Genomic DNA, 16306 nt, shown 5'->3' with positions numbered 1-16306 from the left:
TTAGGCTGAGGGCGTGATCATCCTCGCGGCGACCCCCATCGGAAACCTCGGGGACGCGTCCCGCCGGCTGGTCGAGGCGCTCTCCGAGGCGACCATCGTCGCCGCCGAGGACACCCGCACGACGCAGCGCCTGCTGGCTGCGCTCGGCATCTCGAACCGGCCGCGCCTCATCGCGCTGCACGACCACAACGAGAAGGAGCGCGCACCCGAGCTCGTGGAGCTCGCGCGCGACCAGGACGTGCTCGTGCTGAGCGACGCCGGCATGCCCACGGTCAGCGACCCCGGCTACGGGCTCGTCGCGGCGGCCGCCGACGCGGGCGTCCTCGTGACCGTCATCCCGGGGCCGAGCGCTGTCGTCACCGCGCTCGCCGTGTCGGGCCTGCCGACCGACCGCTTCACGTTCGAGGGATTCGTGGCGCGCAAGCCGGGGGAGCGGGCGGCGGCCTTCCGTGCCCTGGCGTCCGAGCCCCGCACCATGGTCTTCTTCGAGGCGCCCTCGCGGGCGGCGGCCACGCTCGCCGACATGGCCACCGCCTTCGGCGCCGACCGGCGTGCGGCCGTCTGCCGCGAGCTGACGAAGCTGCACGAGGAGGTCGCGCGCGGAACGCTCGCCGACCTCGCCGCGTGGGCCGAGGCCGGCGTGCGGGGCGAACTGGTGATCGTCGTCGAGGGTGCGGCGGCCCGCGCCGTCGCCTTCCCCGACGCGGTGACCCAGGTGCTCGAGCTGGTCCGCGGCGGCACCCGCTTGAAGGATGCCGCCGCCGAGGTGTCCGGGCTCACCGGACACTCCAGCCGCGAGCTGTATCAGGCAGCCCTCTCGATGCGCGGGTAGCCGACTGTTACGTTCGGGCCGTTCTCGGGGCGCCCGCGGCGGAGTCCGGTCACAGCGGCGGGCGGGGCATCCGCGCTGGCTAGACTCGTCGGGTGACTTCCGGCCCCTCGTCCTTCTACATCACGACGCCGATCTACTATCCGAGCGACGTGCCCCACATCGGCCACGGCTACACCACCGTGGCGGTCGACACCCTCGCGCGCTGGCACCGCCAGGCGGGCGACGACACCTGGATGCTGACCGGCACCGACGAGCACGGCCAGAAGATGATGCGCGCCGCCGCCGCGAACGGCGCGACGCCGCAGGAGTGGGTCGACCGCCTCGTGGGCGAGTCGTGGTTCCCGCTGCTGAAGACGCTGGACGTCGCCAACGACGACTTCATCCGCACGACGCAGCCGCGCCATGAGGAGCGCGTCCGCGCGTTCGTCCAGGCGATCTACGATCGCGGCTACATCTACGCCGGCGAGTTCGAGGCGCTGTACTGCGTGGGCTGCGAGGAGTTCAAGACGGAGTCCGAGATCGTCGACGGCACCGGGCCGTTCGAGGGCCTCAAGGTCTGTGCGATCCACTCGAAGCCGCTGGAGCTGCTGCAGGAGAAGAACTACTTCTTCAAGCTGAGCGAGTTCCAGGACAAGCTCCTCGAGCTCTACTCCGGAGGCGACTTCATCCGCCCCGAGTCGGCGCGCAACGAAGTCGTCTCGTTCGTCAAGAACGGTCTGAAGGACCTCTCGATCTCGCGGTCGACGTTCGACTGGGGCATCAAGGTGCCGTGGGACGAATCGCACGTCATCTACGTGTGGGTCGACGCGCTGCTCAACTACGCGACGGCCGTCGGCTACGGCAGCGACCCGGAGGAGTTCGCGCGGCGCTGGCCCGCCTACCACGTCGTGGGCAAGGACATCCTGCGCTTCCACGCCGTCATCTGGCCCGCAATGCTGATGGCCGCCGGCGTCGATGTGCCCAAGGGCGTCTTCGCGCACGGCTGGCTGCTCGTCGGCGGCGAGAAGATGTCGAAGTCGAAGCTCACCGGCATCGCCCCGACAGAGATCACCGACGTGTTCGGCTCGGACGCCTACCGGTTCTACTTCCTGTCGGCGATCGCGTTCGGTCAGGACGGCTCGTTCTCGTGGGAGGACCTCTCGGCCCGCTACCAGGCGGAGCTCGCGAACGGCTTCGGCAACCTCGCGTCGCGCACCACGGCGATGGTCGAGCGATACTTCGAGGGCGTCGTGCCGCCGCCGGCCGAGTACACCGAGGCCGACGTGCACATCCAGACGACGGTGGCGGATGCCGCCGCCCGCGCCGACGCCGCGATCGAGCGGTTCCGCATCGACGAGGCGATCAGCTCGGTGTGGACGATCGTCGACGCCCTGAACCTGTACATCACCGAGAACGAGCCGTGGACGCTCGCCAAGGACGACTCCCAGCGGGAGCGCCTCGGCACCGTGCTGTACACGGCGGCGGAAGGCCTCCGCGCGCTGGCGGTGCTGCTGTCGCCGGTCATGCCGGAGTCGACCGAGAAGCTGTGGATCGCGCTCGGCGCCGCGGAGTCGATCGGTCGCCTGCAGGACCAGCCGATCCGCGAGGCGGGCGGATGGGGCGTGCTGAAGCCCGGCACCTCGGTCAACGGCCTGGCGCCGCTGTTCCCGCGCGTCGAGCAGTCGGTCTGATGGCGACACCCCCCGTCCCGTACCCGGCGGAGGGCTCGGACCCCTCGCAGTACGTCCGCACCCGCGAGAAGGGCTCGCGCGACGTCACGTACCCCGCGGCGCCCGAGCCCCTCGCGGTGCCGGTCTACGACAACCACGCGCACCTCGAGATCGAGGACGGCGAGGTGGGTCTGTCGCTCGACGAGCAGCTGGAGCGGGCCGCGGCGGTCGGCGTCGTCGGTGTCGTGCAGGCGGGCGGCGACATCGACTCGAGCCGGTGGTCGGCGTGGGCCGCGGCATCCCATCCCCGCGTACTGGCGGCCGTCGCCATCCACCCGAACGAGGCACCCGCGTACAAGGACGCCGGCCGCCTCGACGAGGCGATCGGGGTCATCGACGAACTGGCGGCGCAGCCGCGGGTGCGCGCGATCGGCGAGACGGGACTCGACTTCTTCCGCACCGGCGAAGACGGCCGTCCCGCGCAGTTCGAGAGCTTCGAGGCGCACATCGCGCTCGCGAAGAAGCATGACGTCGCGATGCAGATCCACGACCGCGACGCCCACGACGCCGTGCTCGAGACCCTCGAGCGGGTCGGCGCGCCGGAGCGGACGGTGTTCCACTGCTTCTCGGGCGACGCCGCCATGGCCCGCCTCGCGGGTGAGCGCGGCTATTGGCTGTCGTTCGCCGGCAACGTCACGTTCAACAACGCGCAGAATCTCCGCGACGCTCTCGCAGTCATCCCGCGGGAGCGGATCCTCGTCGAGACGGATGCCCCGTTCCTCACCCCGACGCCCCATCGCGGTCGTCCGAACGCGCCGTATCTCGTCCCGGTCACCGTGCGCTTCATGCACGCCGAGCTCGGCGTGGACCTCGACGAGCTGTGCGCACAGCTCGCGGCGAACACGCTCGAGGTCTACGGCGCATTCGAGGACTGAGGGGCGTCAGGGAGCTGTGGACGGCGAGCTGTGGGACGTGACGGATGCCGACGGCATCCCGACCGGGCGCACGCACCGTCGCGGCGACCCTGACTTTCCGGCAGGGATGTTCCACATCGTGGCGTCGGTGTGCGTCGTGCGCGGCGACGGGCTCGTGCTCATGACGCGCCGCGCCGAGACGAAGGACTTCCCGCTTGACTGGGAGTTCCCGGCGGGCAGCGCTCTGACCGGCGAGACGAGCGCCGAGGCCGCGGTGCGCGAGCTCGCCGAGGAGGCCGGGGTCCGGGTCGGCGCCGACGAGGTGGTGGTGGTCGGCCGGCTGACCGAGAGGACGGCCCTGTTCGACCTCTATGTCGCGGCCGTGGCCGGCGACCCCGCGCTGACGCTGGATCCGGAAGAGGTGTGCGAGAGCGCCTGGGTCCCCTTGGCGGAGGCGCTCCGCCGCGCAGCGGCGGGCGAGATGGCAGCGCCGTGGGTGCGGCGCCTGGAGCGGTTCGGCCCGCGCCTGGCCGAGCTCGTGGAGTCGCGAGGCGCCTAGCCGCAGGCGAGCCCGCGAGCCGACGAGCCGGCAGGGCCCGTCAGTCGGGCAGCGGCATTCCGCCGGCACCCGGCTCGTCCGATGGCGGCACATCGCCTGTCGAGCCTTCGCCGATGACGGGCTTGGCGGCGGCGATGTGCGAGATGGAGCGCCACACCAGCAGCAGCGTGATCGCCGATCCCGCGAAGGCGAACCACCAGGGTGCGGTGAGTCCGAAGAGCTGGGCCAGGATGCCGCCGATGAACTGCCCGATCACGAGGCCGCCGAAGACGCCCACCATGTTGACCGAGGCGATGCGGCCCTGCAGCTCCATCGGCACGAGTCGCTGGCGCACGGTCGTCGAGATCGTGCCCCACACGAACGCGTACACCCCGAAGCCGAACATGATGACGAACGCGACCGGCGGCGACGTGGTCAGGGCGAAGCTCAGGTGCATGAGCACTTCGAGCGACAGGCAGACGCGCATCAGCGTCGAGAACGAGACGTGCTTCTCGAGCCAGCCGAAGCTCGCGATGCCCACGAGGCCGCCGAGCGCCGACGCGGTGGTGAGCGCGCCGTAGCCGACGGCGCCCATGCCGAGGTGCTCGGTGGCGTAGAGCACGAGCACGCCCCAGGGCGCGGCCCAGGTCACGTTGAACACCAGGATGATGATCACGAGTGTGCGCACTGGCGCGTTGTGGCGCAGCCACCGGAGCCCCTCGCGGATCGCGTGCACCTTGGTGCCCGGCGCGTCACCGGGGTGCTCCGGCACGGGAGTGCGGGCGATGCGAGAGATGAGCAGCACGGCGAGCGACACGCAGATCACCTGCAGCAGGAACGGCCAGAACGAGCCGAGCGCGAACAGGAAGGCGCCCAGCGGGGGACCGGCGAGCTGGTTGGCCACGAGGTAGCCGGCCTGCATCCGCGCGTTGCCGATGCCGAGGTCTGCGGGCTTCACCAGCATGGGCAGCAGCGTGCTGCCGGCGGAGTCGGCGAAGACCTCCGCCGTCCCGTAGAGGAACGCTGTCGCCAGCACCAGCCACACGGTCGCCTGGCCGGTGACGAGGAAGCCGACCAGGGCGAGCACGACCACGGCTCGCACCCCGTTCGCCAGCATCACGAGCCGGCGGCGGTCGTGGTGGTCGGCGACCGCGCCCGCCAGCAGGCCGAACAGCAGCCACGGCAGGAACTGCATCATCGCGCCGGCGGCGACGAGGAACGGCGACGAGGTCAGCGACGCGATCAGCAGGGGCGCGGCGGCGAGCGCGATGCCGTCGCCGAGGTTGCTCGTCCACGACGACGCGAGCAGCCAGCGGAAGTCGGTCCCGAGGCGGCGCGGCGCGATGATCTCCCCGAGCGAAGGCATCCCGCCATCCTATGAGGATGCCGGGCGGTGCGACGCGCCGGTGTGGCCGCCGGCGCCGATGGGACCTCAGCTGGTGGGCGCAGCGGCTCCCTTGTGCGTGAACAGCGTCTCGGTCTGCTCGATGTCCATGCCCTTGGTCTCAGGGATGCGCAGCAGCACGTAGAAGAACGAGAGCGCAGCGAACAGGGCGTACATGCCGTAGGTGAGCGGCAGCGACCACGACGACATCGCGGGGAACGAGATCGTGATGAGGAAGTTCGCGATCCACTGTGCGCCGGCGGCGACGCCGAGAGCCTTGCCGCGGATGCGGCTGGGGAAGATCTCGCCGAGCAGCACCCACACCAGGGGTCCCCACGAGGCGCCGAACCCGACGACGAAGACGTTCGCCGCGACGAGCGCGATCGGTCCCCACGGAGCCGGCAGGGTGACCGCCCCCTCGGCGTCGGTCTCGGAGAACACGAACGAGATCGCCATCAGGCCGAGCGACAGCGCCATCATCACCGAGCCCGTGAGGAGGATCGGCTTCCGCCCCACGCGGTCTACGAGGAAGATCGCGATGAGCGTCACGAGGACGTTGGTGATGGAGGTCACGACGCTGATCGTGAACGAGTCGCTCTCGTCGAAGCCGACCGACTGCCAGAGGCTCGTCGAGTAGTAGAAGATCACGTTGATGCCGACGAACTGCTGGAACACCGACAGGATGATGCCCACCCACACGATCCGCTGGAGGCCCAGCACCGGGCCTCGCAGCGAGACACCGGCGTTCTTGCGGTCGGACTCGATGGCGGTCTGCAGGTCGCGGATGGTGTGATCGAGGTCGGCGGCGGGGACGAGGCGAGAGAAGATCTCCTTCGCCTCGGCGTAGCGGCCCTTCGCGATGAGGTAACGCGGCGACTCCGGCAGCGTGAACGACAGGATGCCGTACACGGCCGACGGGATCACGCCGACGAGGAACATCCAGCGCCACGCCTCGAGTCCGAACCACAGCACGTTGTCGGCACCGCCCGCGGTGTTCGCGAGCAAGGCGTCCGACAGGAGGGCGGCGAAGATGCCGATCGTGATCGCGAGCTGCTGCAGCGAGGCGAGTCCGCCGCGGATCTGGCGCGGTGCGATCTCGGCGATGTACGCCGGCGCCACGACCGATGCGATGCCGATGCCCAGGCCGCCGATGACGCGCCACAGCGCAAGGTCCCAGGCCGAGAACGCGAGGCCGGCTCCGATGGAGCTGACGAAGAACATGATGGCGCCGAGGAACATGACGCGCAGGCGCCCCCAGCGGTCCGACAGGTTGCCGGCGATGATCGCGCCGACGGCGCAGCCGAGCAGCGCGATCGCGACGACGAAGCCGGTGATGACGTCGTTGAGCGCGAAGTCCTTGGAGATCGAGTCGACGGCGCCGTTGATGACCGACGAGTCGAAGCCGAACAGGAAGCCGCCGACGGCGGCGGCGACCGAGAGGCCGATCGCCCGGCGCCCGTAGGGGCTGCGGAGAGAGAACGCGTCTGCGGGGATCGATCCGGTCGAACTCATGGTCGTACGCTAGCCGCCGACCGCCCCGAGGGCGAGGTCATCGGCGGCTCGTCGGCGAACCGAGGGCGACGGCCGCCCGCGCCGGAGGACGGAGGCCGGGATCCCGGCGCCGCGGATCCGAGGAGGCGTCCCGCACGCCGTACAGTGAACGCATGCCCGTGACACTCCTCGGTGCGGCCGAGATCCGCGCCCTGGCCGCCGACCTCGACGTGACGCCGACCAAGAAGCTCGGGCAGAACTTCGTCGTCGACGCCAACACGGTCCGCAAGATCGTGAGCGTCGCCGAGGTGGCTCCGGGCGACCGCGTCGTCGAGGTGGGGCCGGGACTCGGGTCGCTGACCCTCGCGATCCTCGAGGCGGGCGCATCCGTCACGGCGGTGGAGATCGACCACCGACTCGCCGAGCGCCTGCCGGCGACCGCTGCCGCGCACGGCGTCGCCGACGGTGCTCTCACCGTCGTGGACGCGGATGCCCTGCGCGTCACCGAGCTGCCCGGCGAACCGGCCGTGCTCGTGGCGAACCTGCCCTATAACGTCAGCGTGCCGGTGCTCCTGCACTTCCTGGAGAACTTCCCTGGCCTCGAACGCGGGGTCGTGATGGTCCAGGCAGAGGTGGGCGAGCGCCTCGCCGCCCCGCCCGGATCGAAGGTGTACGGCGCGCCGAGCGTCAAGGCCGCCTGGTACGGACCCTGGCGTCTGGCCGGCACCGTCTCGCGTCAGGTGTTCTGGCCCGTCCCCAACGTCGACAGCGTGCTCGTCGGATTCCGTCGCGACCCCGTGCCGCGCGGTGACGAGATCCTCCGCCGGAGGACGTTCAGCATCGTCGACGCGGCGTTCCAGCAGCGACGCAAGATGCTGCGTCAGGCGACGTCGGGCGTCCTGGGTGGCACCGCGGCCGCCGCGTCTGCCGTGCTCGAGAGGGCCGGCGTGGCGCCGACCGCGCGCGGCGAGGACCTCTCCATCGACGATTTCGTGCGCATCGCGCAGGCTGCCGGAGACGCCGCCGTCGTGTGAATTCGGTGATTGTTCACCGTGTGGTGACCGGATGCCCCGAAACATGTCGGTAACATTTCTGCGTCTGCCGTCCCGTTCACGGGCAGCTCGCCTCGCGGCGGACCGGAGTGAATCGACATGCGACCCGCCGAGTATCCGGCCCCTGAACGCATCTTGCTGCACATCAGCGACACCCACCTGCGCGCGGCATCGACGCCCCGCCTGTTCGACGCCCTGGACGGTGCGGCCCAGCTCGCCCGCGCGCTGGCGGTGATCGAGGACTCGGGCATCAGGCCCGACGCGGTCGTCTTCACGGGCGACCTCGTCGACCTGGGGGAGCGCGGCGCCTACGCCGACCTCCGCGCCCTCGTCGAGCCGTTCGCGGCGCGCATCGGCGCACGCGTGCTCTGGGTGATGGGCAACCACGACGACCGTGCGGCATTCCGTGCCGAACTGCTCGGCGAGGCATCCGATGTGCGCCCCGTCGACCGCGTCGACGAGCTGGACGGCCTCCGCGTGGTCACCCTCGACACGAGCGTGCCCGGGCACCACTACGGCGAACTGCGCGACGAGCAGCTCGCCTGGCTGACCGACGTGCTGGCGACGCCCGCTCCGCTGGGCACGATCCTCGCGATGCACCACCCGCCCGTTCCGGCTGTGCTGCCGCTCGCGGCGAGCGTCGAGCTGCGAGACCAGGCCAACCTGGCCGCGGTGCTGCGCGGCAGCGACGTGCGCGCCATCATCGCCGGCCACCTGCACTACTCGACCTTCGCCACCTTCGCCGGCATCCCCGTCTCGGTGGCGTCATCCACCTGCTACGCGCAGGACCTGACCGTGCCCGTCGGCGGCACCCGTCCGCAGGATGGCGCGCAGGCGTTCAACCTCGTGCACGTCTACGACGACACCGTGGTGCACTCGGTCGTGCCCGTCGACGCGCCGCGCACACTCGAGTACATCGACGCCGACGAGGCCCAGCGCCGCCTGCGCCTGGCCGACGTCGCGCCCCTCAGCGCCGCGCCGAGGGATGCGCCGACCGAGCCGATTCCTCTGCTGCGCTGAGCTCAGCGCGCTCCCACGGCGCCCGCACCGGGAACATGCGCTCCAGCGCATCTCGGAGGCTCCGCACGCGCACGTCCTCAGGGACCTCGGCGTTGCCGCCGTCGTTGAGGCAGAACATGTCGACGTCGGTGCGTTCCGCGAGCCGCTGCATGCGGCGAAGTCCCGATGCCATCGTGGTCTGCGCGTAGCGCACGCGCGGCTCGCGCGTGGCGACGGCCCGCCCTGTCATCAGCGCGTAGTAGTGGTAGAGGCTGTTGGTGACCGAGATGTCGGTGGCGGAGCGGAAGCGGGATGCCGCGGTCCGGGCGAAGTCGTCGGGGAAGGCCGCCTCGAGCTCGGCCATCACGCTCTTGCGCAGCGGTGTCGCGCAATGGTCGAGGTCGCGCACGATCGTGCGCCCGAACCGCTCGCTGAGCAGGGCGCGGTTGACGCGGAGTCCATTGTCGTGACCGCTGCGGTGCAGCGCCGGCGCCCCGGACCCGATCCGCACCTCGCACTCGACGAACTTCGTCACCCCGGCGGGCGTGAAGAACAGCTCCGGCTCCACCAGCCGGCCGAAGAACATGTCGTCGTTCGAGTACAGGAAGTGCTCGGCCAGCCCCGGGATCCGGTGCAGCTGCGCCTCGACGGCGTGCGAGTTGTGGGTCGGCAGCACCGACGGGTCTGCGAAGAACTCCTCGCTGCGGACGATCGTCACCTTGGGGTGATCGAGGAGCCATGACGGCGCGGGCGAGTCGGTCGCGATGAAGATCCGCCGCACCCAGGGCGCGTACATGTGGACGCTCCGCAGCGCGTAGCGGAGCTCGTCCACGTGCCGGAAACGCGCGGGGCTGTCGTCGCCGTCGCCCACGACGTACTCCGCCATCTGCGCGGCGCGCATGCGCTGGAAGGCGCTCGACGAGCCGTCCACCCACGAGAAGACGAGGTCGACCTCTTCGGTGAACTCGTGCGGCTGCGGGTCGAACATGCCGTCCAGCGTCCGCCAGGAACGTCCGTAGCGTGCGACGGTCGTGTAGGACAGGTCCTCGACGGGCGTGAGCTTGCGGGTGAGCGCGTTGTCATGCGGCGCTTCGACGAGGTCGTCGGTGTGGCGCCAGAACTCGAGGTGGGCGCCGAGCGCGGCGGTGTAGCGCAGCGTGCCGTTGCGGCTGATCCGGGGGCGGTAGACGCGCACGGCCGACGGTGCCGCGGCAAGGGGCGGTGCGTCGGAGGCGAGCACCGGCGGACGCCCCTTCGCCTTGAGGTACACGGGCTCCGTCTCGCAGAGGCCGGCGAGTGCGGCCAGGGCGGCGTCGCGATCGTCGAGGTCGACCGCCAGCGCCGGGATCGCGTGATCGTGGCGGATCAGGGTCACGGTGATGCCGGCCGCCTCCAGGGCGCCGGCGACGAGCAGCAGATCCGACGTGCGGGCCTCGAGCGGCGCGACATCGTCGTGCACGAGGTGCAGGATGCCGCGGTCGACGGCGATGTCCGCGCGCTCCAGCAGTCCCGTCCACGTGCGGGCGGGCTGCGGCAGAGCCGAAAGTGCGGCCATATCTCCTCCTTCGCTGGCGACGACGTGTCGCCGTCCGGTGTGGTCACCCTAGGCATCATCCGTTACGAAGACGTTTCCTCTCGCATCCCTTGACACGTCGGCACGCTGTGTGCCTGCGTGAACCCCCCGTGCGGCACACGCCGGGGGGCGTCACCTGCGCACCGGACGCCGCGCCGATAGCCTGGACCGGTGACCGAAGACGCGCGCTACCTGTCCCGTGGAGGAGACCTCCACACCCCCTACGCCGCCGCCGCCGACCGCTACGCCCGCGCGGAGTACCGCCGCGTCGGCACGTCGGGGCTCACCCTTCCTCCCATCTCTCTCGGCCTGTGGTGGAACTTCGGCGACAACATCCCGTTCGACAACCAGCGGGCGCTGCTGCGCCACGCCTTCGACCGCGGCATCACCCACTTCGATCTGGCCAACAACTACGGCCCGCCGTACGGCAGCGCCGAAACGAACTTCGGCCGCATGATGCGCGAGGACTTCGCGCCGTACCGCGACGAGCTCATCATCTCGTCGAAGGCCGGCTACGACATGTGGCACGGGCCCTACGGCAACGGGGGCGCACGCAAGTACCTCCTGGCCAGCGCGGAGCAGTCCCTGCAGCGCATGAGCATCGACTACGTCGACATCTTCTACTCGCACCGCGTCGACCCGGACGTCCCGGTCGAAGAGACCGTGGCTGCGCTCGACACGCTGGTGCGTCAGGGCAAGGCCCTGTACGTGGGCATCTCGTCGTACAGCGCCGAGCGGACCGCGGTCGCGGCATCGGTCGCCCGCTCGCTCGGCACGCCGCTGGTCATCCACCAGCCGTCGTACTCGATCCTCAACCGCTGGGTCGAAGACGGCCTGACCGGCGTCCTCAAGCAGGAGGGCATGGGGGCGATCGCCTTCACGCCGCTCGCGCAGGGCCTGCTCACCGACAAGTACCTCGGCGACGGTTCCGCCGAGCGTGCGCAGCAGCGCGCGTCGCTTCCCGGGGGCTCGCTCAGCGAGAAGGGCCTCACCACGCTCCGCTCGCTCGACGTCATCGCGAAGGAGCGCGGGCAGACGCTCGCCCAGATGGCGATCCAGTGGGTGCTCCGCGACCCTGTGGTCGCGTCCGCCCTGATCGGGGCGTCGCGCCCGGCCCAGCTCGACGAGAACCTCAAGGCGCTCAAGGGTCCTGCCTTCGACACGGAGGAGCTCGAGCGCATCGACGCGCTGTCGGACGGCCTCGACGTGGACCTCTGGGCGGAATCGGCGAACCGGTGACTCAGGCCCTCGCCGCCGACGGCGTCCGGGTACGGGCACCGGGCAAGCTGAACCTGTTCTTCGAGGTCGGCGGCGTGCACGATGACGGCTACCACGACGTCGCGTCGGCGTATCAGGCGGTCTCGCTGTACGAGGACGTGTGGGCCACGCCGTCCGACGATTTCAGCGTGGCGGTCTCGGGCACGGTCGACATGTCGGGAGTGCCGGCCGACGACCGCAACCTCGCCGTGCGCGCGGCGCGGCTCGTGGCTCAGCGCATCGGGTACTCGGGCGGCGTGCACCTCGACATCGTCAAGCACGTGCCCGTCGCCGGCGGCATGGGCGGTGGATCCGCGGATGCCGCGGCCGCCCTCGTCGCCTGCGACGCGCTGTGGGGAGCAGAGCTCGGCAGCGCCGAGCTGCACAAGCTCGCGTCCCGCCTCGGCGCCGACGTCCCTTTCGCCCTCATGGGCGGAACGGCCATCGGAACCGGGCGTGGCGACCAGCTCAGCCCAGCCTTGGCCAAGGGCCGGTTCGACTGGGTCGTGGTCCCCTCGAACGCGGGACTGTCGACGCCCGAGGTGTACGCGCACCTCGACGAGCTGCGCGCGCGCCCCGACATCGCCGCGACCCGGACACCTGCCGTGGACCCGGCGGTGCTGCAGGCGCTGCGCGCCGGCGACCCGATCGCCCTCGCCGAGCACACCCGCAACGACCTGCAGATCGCGGCGCTCTCCATGCGGCCGCAGCTGCGGGAGGTGCTGGAACTGGGGGAGGAGTCCGGAGCGCTCGCCGGGCTGGTGTCGGGGTCCGGCCCTACCCTGGCATTCCTGGCCGTCGATCCGGAGTCCGCGCTCGAACTGCAGATCACACTGTCGGCCGCGGGGTACGAGGCGCTTCACGTCCACGGCCCGGTGGCCGGGGCGCGCGTGGTCACCTGAACCGGCGACCGGAGTCCCCAGTCCCGCACGCCGACCTGAGCCCGTACCCCGCGGGCGTGGAGAGGAAGATCCCATGAAGACGCTCGATCTCACGCACGGTGCCGACGAGGCCGACCGCGCCGCGTTCCGCGCCGGACCCGTCGACGAGGAGTCCCGCACGCGGCTCGCGGCGAACGGCCTCGACTACCGCCGGCTCGCGGTCGACCACGACGGCTTCGTCGGCTGGCTGCAGACCGTGGCGAGGGGCTTCCAGGACGGCGAACGCACCGACGAGCAGGTCGCGGCCTCGCGCGACCGCAGCGGTTACCGGCGGCTCACGGGTGTCTACGATCCTGCCGGCCCGATGGCCGACGCCCCGGTGGCGACGATCGCCTCCTGGCTCGGAGAGCTCACCGTGCCCGGCGGCGCGGCGATCCCGTCGTGCGCGATCTCGGCCGTCACGGTGGCGCCCACCCACCGCCGGCGCGGCGTCGCCCGGGCCATGCTCGAGGGAGAGCTGCGGGCCGCTCAGGCTGCCGGCATCCCGATGGCGATGCTCACGGTCAGCGAGTCGCCGCTCTACGGCCGCTACGGCTTCGCGCCCGCCGCTGCGAGCGCCTCTTGGCAGATCGAGACCAAGCGCGCCGCGTGGATCGGGCCGCAGCCCGCCGGGCGCATCGATTTCGTCACCCGCGAGCGCGTGCGCGAGCTGCTGCCGTCGCTGCACGAGCGCATGCGCCACCGCTTCCCGGGCGAGATCGACGTTCCCGGAAGTCACTGGGACGGGTTCGCCGGCACGAATCCGGCAGCCGAGAAGGTCGGCGAGAAGCGCGCCGTTCAGTACGCGGATGCCGCGGGCGAGGTGCGCGGCGCCGCGGTGTACGCCGTGCGCGAGAACCACGACGACTTCACCAAGGCGACGGCCACCGTCCACTACCTCCTGGCCGAGACGGACGACGCGTACGCCGCGCTGTGGCGGTTCCTGCTCGAGCTGGACCTGGTGGCGGAGGTCCACGCGGGCGAGCTGTCGATCGACGAGCCGCTGCTGTGGATGATCGCCGACCAGCGTGCGGCGAAGGTCACGGTGCGCGATCACCAGTACGTGCGGATCATCGACGTGGTCGCGTGCCTCGAGGCCCGTCGCTACGGCGCCGCGGGCGCGCTCGTGCTCGACGTGTCCGACCCGATCGGACTCTCGGCGGGCCGCTACCTGCTCGAGGTCGACGACGCCGGCGTGGGGCGCGTGACCGTCCTGGCCGACGGCGAGTCGCCGGAAGGGGCCGTGCAGGTGGCACTCGGGATCACGGAGTTGTCGGCCACGTACCTCGGAGCCGTCTCGCCGGCGACGCTCGCGGCAGCGGGTCGGGTGACGACGACCGATCCCACGACCGCCGCTCGCGTGCTGGGCTGGCACACCGCTCCCCGGCTGAGCATCTGGTACTGACCCGGCACCCCCTCGCGCACGACCTTCGGCGGGAACACATCCGCGGGTGGGCCGGTTCGTCCCTCTGGGGCAGACCAAGACCAACCCACCTGGAGGAGACATGAAGGCTGTGCTGAACGGCGTGGTGATCGCCGAGGCCGACAAGGACGACCTCGTGCGCATCGAGGGCAACTGGTACTGGCCGCCTGTGGCGGTCGCCAAGGGCGCCCTGGTCGAGAGCGCGACGCCGTACACCTGCCCGTGGAAGGGCGAGGCCCAGTACTTCAGCGTCCGGGCCGGCGAGCACGAACACACCGACCGGGCCTGGTCGTACCCGACCCCGCACTCCAGTGCGGTGACGCGCGTCGGGGCGGATTTCTCGGGGTATGTCGCCTTCGACCGCGCCGTGCAGATCGCCGACTGACCCGGCCTCCCCGACGCCGGGCGCGCGGCGAGGCCTTCCGGCTCGCCTAGCCTGGAGGGGACATGGCACATCTTCTGGGGGCCGAGGCCCTGCACCTGGAGTTCCCGACGAAGGTCGTCTTCGACCGGGTCTCGCTCGGCATCGACGAGGGCGACCGCATCGGCGTCGTCGGACGCAACGGCGACGGCAAGTCGAGCCTGCTGGCGATGCTCGCCGGCCGGCTCGAGCCCGACGGCGGCCGGGTGACGGTGCGCGGCGGCGTCCGCGTCGGCGTGCTCGACCAGGCGGACACCCTGGACGACACGCTCACGGTGCGCCAGACGGTCGTCGGCGATCGCCCCGACCACGAGTGGGCCGGCGACTCCCGGGCGCGCGATGTGATCGCCGGGCTGCTGGGAGACCTGCCGTGGGACGGGCCCGTGGCCGGCCTCTCGGGCGGTCAGCGCCGGCGCGTGTCGCTGGCGACGCTGCTCGTGGGCGACCACGACGTGCTCTTCCTCGACGAGCCCACCAACCACCTCGACGTCGAGGCCATCGCGTGGCTCGCGGCGCACATCAAGGGTCGATGGCCGGCGAACCAGGGCGGGCTGCTGGTCGTGACGCACGATCGCTGGTTCCTCGACGAGGTGTGCAACACGACCTGGGAGGTGCACGACCGCCTCGTCGAGCCCTTCGAGGGCGGCTACGCGGCCTACATCCTGCAGCGTGTCGAGCGCGACCGCCAGTCCGCGGTCATCGAGCAGCGGCGGCAGAACCTGGCACGCAAAGAGCTGGCGTGGCTGCGCCGTGGAGCGCCGGCGCGCACGTCCAAGCCGAAGTTCCGCATCGACGCCGCCAACGTCCTCATCGCCGACGTGCCCGAGATCCGCGACGCCACCGAGCTGCGCTCCCTCGCCGTCTCGCGCCTCGGCAAGGACGTGGTCGACCTTCTCGACGCGGCCGTCTCGTACGACGGGCGCGAGGTGCTGCATCCGGTCGAGTGGCGGATCGCCCCCGGCGAGCGCACCGGCATCCTCGGCGTGAACGGCGCCGGCAAGTCGACGCTTCTCGGGCTCGTGGCCGGGGACGTCGAGCCCACCGCGGGGCGGGTCAAGCGCGGCAAGACGGTGAAGGTCGCGACCCTGACCCAGCGCCTCGACGAGCTCGAGGAGCATCTCAACGATCCGGTGCGCGTCGTCATCTCGCGCCTGCGCACCACGTACACCTTCGGGGCCGGCTCGAAGGCGCAGGAGCTCACCCCCGGCCAGCTCCTCGAGAGCATGGGCTTCCAGAGCGCCCAGCTCTCGACGCCGGTGAAGGACCTCTCGGGTGGTCAGAAGCGCCGGCTGCAGCTGCTGCTCATCCTCCTGGAGCAGCCGAATGTGCTCATCCTCGACGAGCCCACCAACGACCTCGACACCGACATGCTCGCCGCGATCGAGGACCTCCTGGACTCCTGGCCGGGCACGCTCCTCGTCGTGTCGCACGACCGCTACTTCATCGAGCGCGTCACCGACCAGCAGTACGCGATCCTCGACGGCCACCTCCGCCATCTGCCCGGCGGCGTCGACGAGTACCTGCGTCGCAGGGCCCGGTCGCTGAGCGAGCGGGACGACGCGAAGCGCACGAGCGGGACGGATGCCGCCGCCGCGGCTGCCGGCACCGCGCCGACGCCGGGTCTCGCTGGGCAGGAGCTCCGCGCCGCGCAGAAGGAGGTGTCCGCCCTCGAGCGGCGCCTGACCAAGCTCGAGGCGCAGATCGGCGCCGCCCGCACGGCGCTCGCCGACCACGACCAGGCGGACTACGTGGGGCTGAGCGCCGAGATGAGCCGCATCGGCGAGCTGGAGAAGGAGCGCGACGCCGTCGAGGAGCGCTGGTTCGAGCTCACCGAGCAGATCGGCTGATCTCGG

The 16306-nt window shown here is 71.2% G+C and carries 14 protein-coding genes; 11 read left to right on the top strand and 3 right to left on the bottom strand.

The window, feature by feature from the left end; all coding sequences use genetic code 11:
* The first annotated feature begins 13 nt into the window (after positions 1-13).
* The 4 genes from rsmI (at position 14) to Q9R08_RS18410 (ending at position 3954) form a co-directional block, all read left to right on the top strand.
* On the top strand, positions 14-832 hold the full coding sequence (rsmI, locus tag Q9R08_RS18425) for a 16S rRNA (cytidine(1402)-2'-O)-methyltransferase (RefSeq protein ID WP_308869630.1): 819 nt from the start codon (positions 14-16) through the stop codon (positions 830-832).
* 92 nt (positions 833-924) lie between these two features.
* Positions 925-2502 (top strand): methionine--tRNA ligase, encoded by a 1578-nt coding sequence (metG, locus tag Q9R08_RS18420; protein WP_308869629.1) that lies wholly within the window; start codon positions 925-927, stop codon positions 2500-2502.
* A complete protein-coding gene (locus Q9R08_RS18415) occupies positions 2502-3416 on the top strand; it encodes a TatD family hydrolase (RefSeq protein WP_308869628.1) in 915 nt (304 codons plus the stop codon). Before metG ends, Q9R08_RS18415 begins: the two co-directional genes overlap by 1 nt.
* A gap of 16 nt (positions 3417-3432) precedes the next feature.
* Entirely contained in the window at positions 3433-3954 is a 522-nt protein-coding gene (locus tag Q9R08_RS18410; RefSeq protein ID WP_308869627.1) for an NUDIX hydrolase, read from the top strand.
* 40 nt (positions 3955-3994) lie between these two features.
* Here the strand turns inward: Q9R08_RS18410 and Q9R08_RS18405 are convergent, their stop codons facing one another.
* Positions 3995-5299, bottom strand: a complete 1305-nt coding sequence (locus Q9R08_RS18405) for an MFS transporter (protein ID WP_308869626.1) — start codon at positions 5297-5299, stop codon at positions 3995-3997.
* Positions 5300-5365: 66 nt separating this feature from the next.
* A complete protein-coding gene (locus Q9R08_RS18400) occupies positions 5366-6829 on the bottom strand; it encodes a sugar porter family MFS transporter (protein ID WP_308869625.1) in 1464 nt (487 codons plus the stop codon).
* A gap of 152 nt (positions 6830-6981) precedes the next feature.
* On the opposite strand from Q9R08_RS18400, the gene rsmA reads away from it, so the two are divergent.
* Positions 6982-7842 (top strand): 16S rRNA (adenine(1518)-N(6)/adenine(1519)-N(6))-dimethyltransferase RsmA, encoded by an 861-nt coding sequence (gene rsmA / locus Q9R08_RS18395; RefSeq protein ID WP_308869624.1) that lies wholly within the window; start codon positions 6982-6984, stop codon positions 7840-7842.
* Between the two features lie 117 nt (positions 7843-7959).
* Entirely contained in the window at positions 7960-8880 is a 921-nt protein-coding gene (locus Q9R08_RS18390) for a phosphodiesterase (RefSeq protein ID WP_308869623.1), read from the top strand.
* Here Q9R08_RS18390 and Q9R08_RS18385 read toward each other — a convergent pair.
* A complete protein-coding gene (locus Q9R08_RS18385; RefSeq protein ID WP_308869622.1) occupies positions 8828-10414 on the bottom strand; it encodes a stealth conserved region 3 domain-containing protein in 1587 nt (528 codons plus the stop codon). The two genes, Q9R08_RS18390 and Q9R08_RS18385, sit on opposite strands and share 53 nt — an antisense overlap.
* 189 nt (positions 10415-10603) lie before the next feature.
* Here Q9R08_RS18385 and Q9R08_RS18380 point away from each other — a divergent pair, with 189 nt between their 5' ends.
* The 5 genes from Q9R08_RS18380 (at position 10604) to Q9R08_RS18360 (ending at position 16300) form a co-directional block, all read left to right on the top strand.
* A complete protein-coding gene (locus tag Q9R08_RS18380) occupies positions 10604-11671 on the top strand; it encodes an aldo/keto reductase (RefSeq protein ID WP_308869621.1) in 1068 nt (355 codons plus the stop codon).
* Positions 11668-12591, top strand: a complete 924-nt coding sequence (locus Q9R08_RS18375; protein WP_308869620.1) for a 4-(cytidine 5'-diphospho)-2-C-methyl-D-erythritol kinase — start codon at positions 11668-11670, stop codon at positions 12589-12591. Before Q9R08_RS18380 ends, Q9R08_RS18375 begins: the two co-directional genes overlap by 4 nt.
* A 73-nt stretch (positions 12592-12664) precedes the next feature.
* Positions 12665-14014, top strand: coding sequence for a GNAT family N-acetyltransferase (locus tag Q9R08_RS18370; RefSeq protein ID WP_308869619.1), 1350 nt, complete (start codon positions 12665-12667; stop codon positions 14012-14014).
* Positions 14015-14114: 100 nt separating this feature from the next.
* Positions 14115-14417 (top strand): DUF427 domain-containing protein, encoded by a 303-nt coding sequence (locus Q9R08_RS18365; protein WP_308869618.1) that lies wholly within the window; start codon positions 14115-14117, stop codon positions 14415-14417.
* 62 nt (positions 14418-14479) lie between these two features.
* Positions 14480-16300: an ABC-F family ATP-binding cassette domain-containing protein gene (locus Q9R08_RS18360; RefSeq protein ID WP_308869617.1), complete on the top strand. Its 1821-nt coding sequence runs from the start codon at positions 14480-14482 to the stop codon at positions 16298-16300.
* The last annotated feature ends 6 nt before the right edge of the window (positions 16301-16306 follow it).

The organism is Microbacterium psychrotolerans (assembly GCF_031085295.1).
In the GTDB taxonomy this organism is placed as follows: domain Bacteria; phylum Actinomycetota; class Actinomycetes; order Actinomycetales; family Microbacteriaceae; genus Microbacterium; species Microbacterium psychrotolerans.
Note: the sequence above shows the minus strand (reverse complement) of the source record. Positions and strands in the feature narration are given on the sequence as shown.

Coding starts and splice junctions, on each gene's coding strand:
- Q9R08_RS18370 (WP_308869619.1), top strand. CDS start 12,665: ATGAAGACGCTCGATCTCACGCACGGTGCCGACGAGGCCGACCGCGCC.
- Q9R08_RS18405 (WP_308869626.1), bottom strand. CDS start 5,299: ATGCCTTCGCTCGGGGAGATCATCGCGCCGCGCCGCCTCGGGACCGAC.
- Q9R08_RS18400 (WP_308869625.1), bottom strand. CDS start 6,829: ATGAGTTCGACCGGATCGATCCCCGCAGACGCGTTCTCTCTCCGCAGC.
- Q9R08_RS18390 (WP_308869623.1), top strand. CDS start 7,960: ATGCGACCCGCCGAGTATCCGGCCCCTGAACGCATCTTGCTGCACATC.
- rsmA (WP_308869624.1), top strand. CDS start 6,982: ATGCCCGTGACACTCCTCGGTGCGGCCGAGATCCGCGCCCTGGCCGCC.
- Q9R08_RS18365 (WP_308869618.1), top strand. CDS start 14,115: ATGAAGGCTGTGCTGAACGGCGTGGTGATCGCCGAGGCCGACAAGGAC.
- Q9R08_RS18415 (WP_308869628.1), top strand. CDS start 2,502: ATGGCGACACCCCCCGTCCCGTACCCGGCGGAGGGCTCGGACCCCTCG.
- Q9R08_RS18385 (WP_308869622.1), bottom strand. CDS start 10,414: ATGGCCGCACTTTCGGCTCTGCCGCAGCCCGCCCGCACGTGGACGGGA.
- Q9R08_RS18360 (WP_308869617.1), top strand. CDS start 14,480: ATGGCACATCTTCTGGGGGCCGAGGCCCTGCACCTGGAGTTCCCGACG.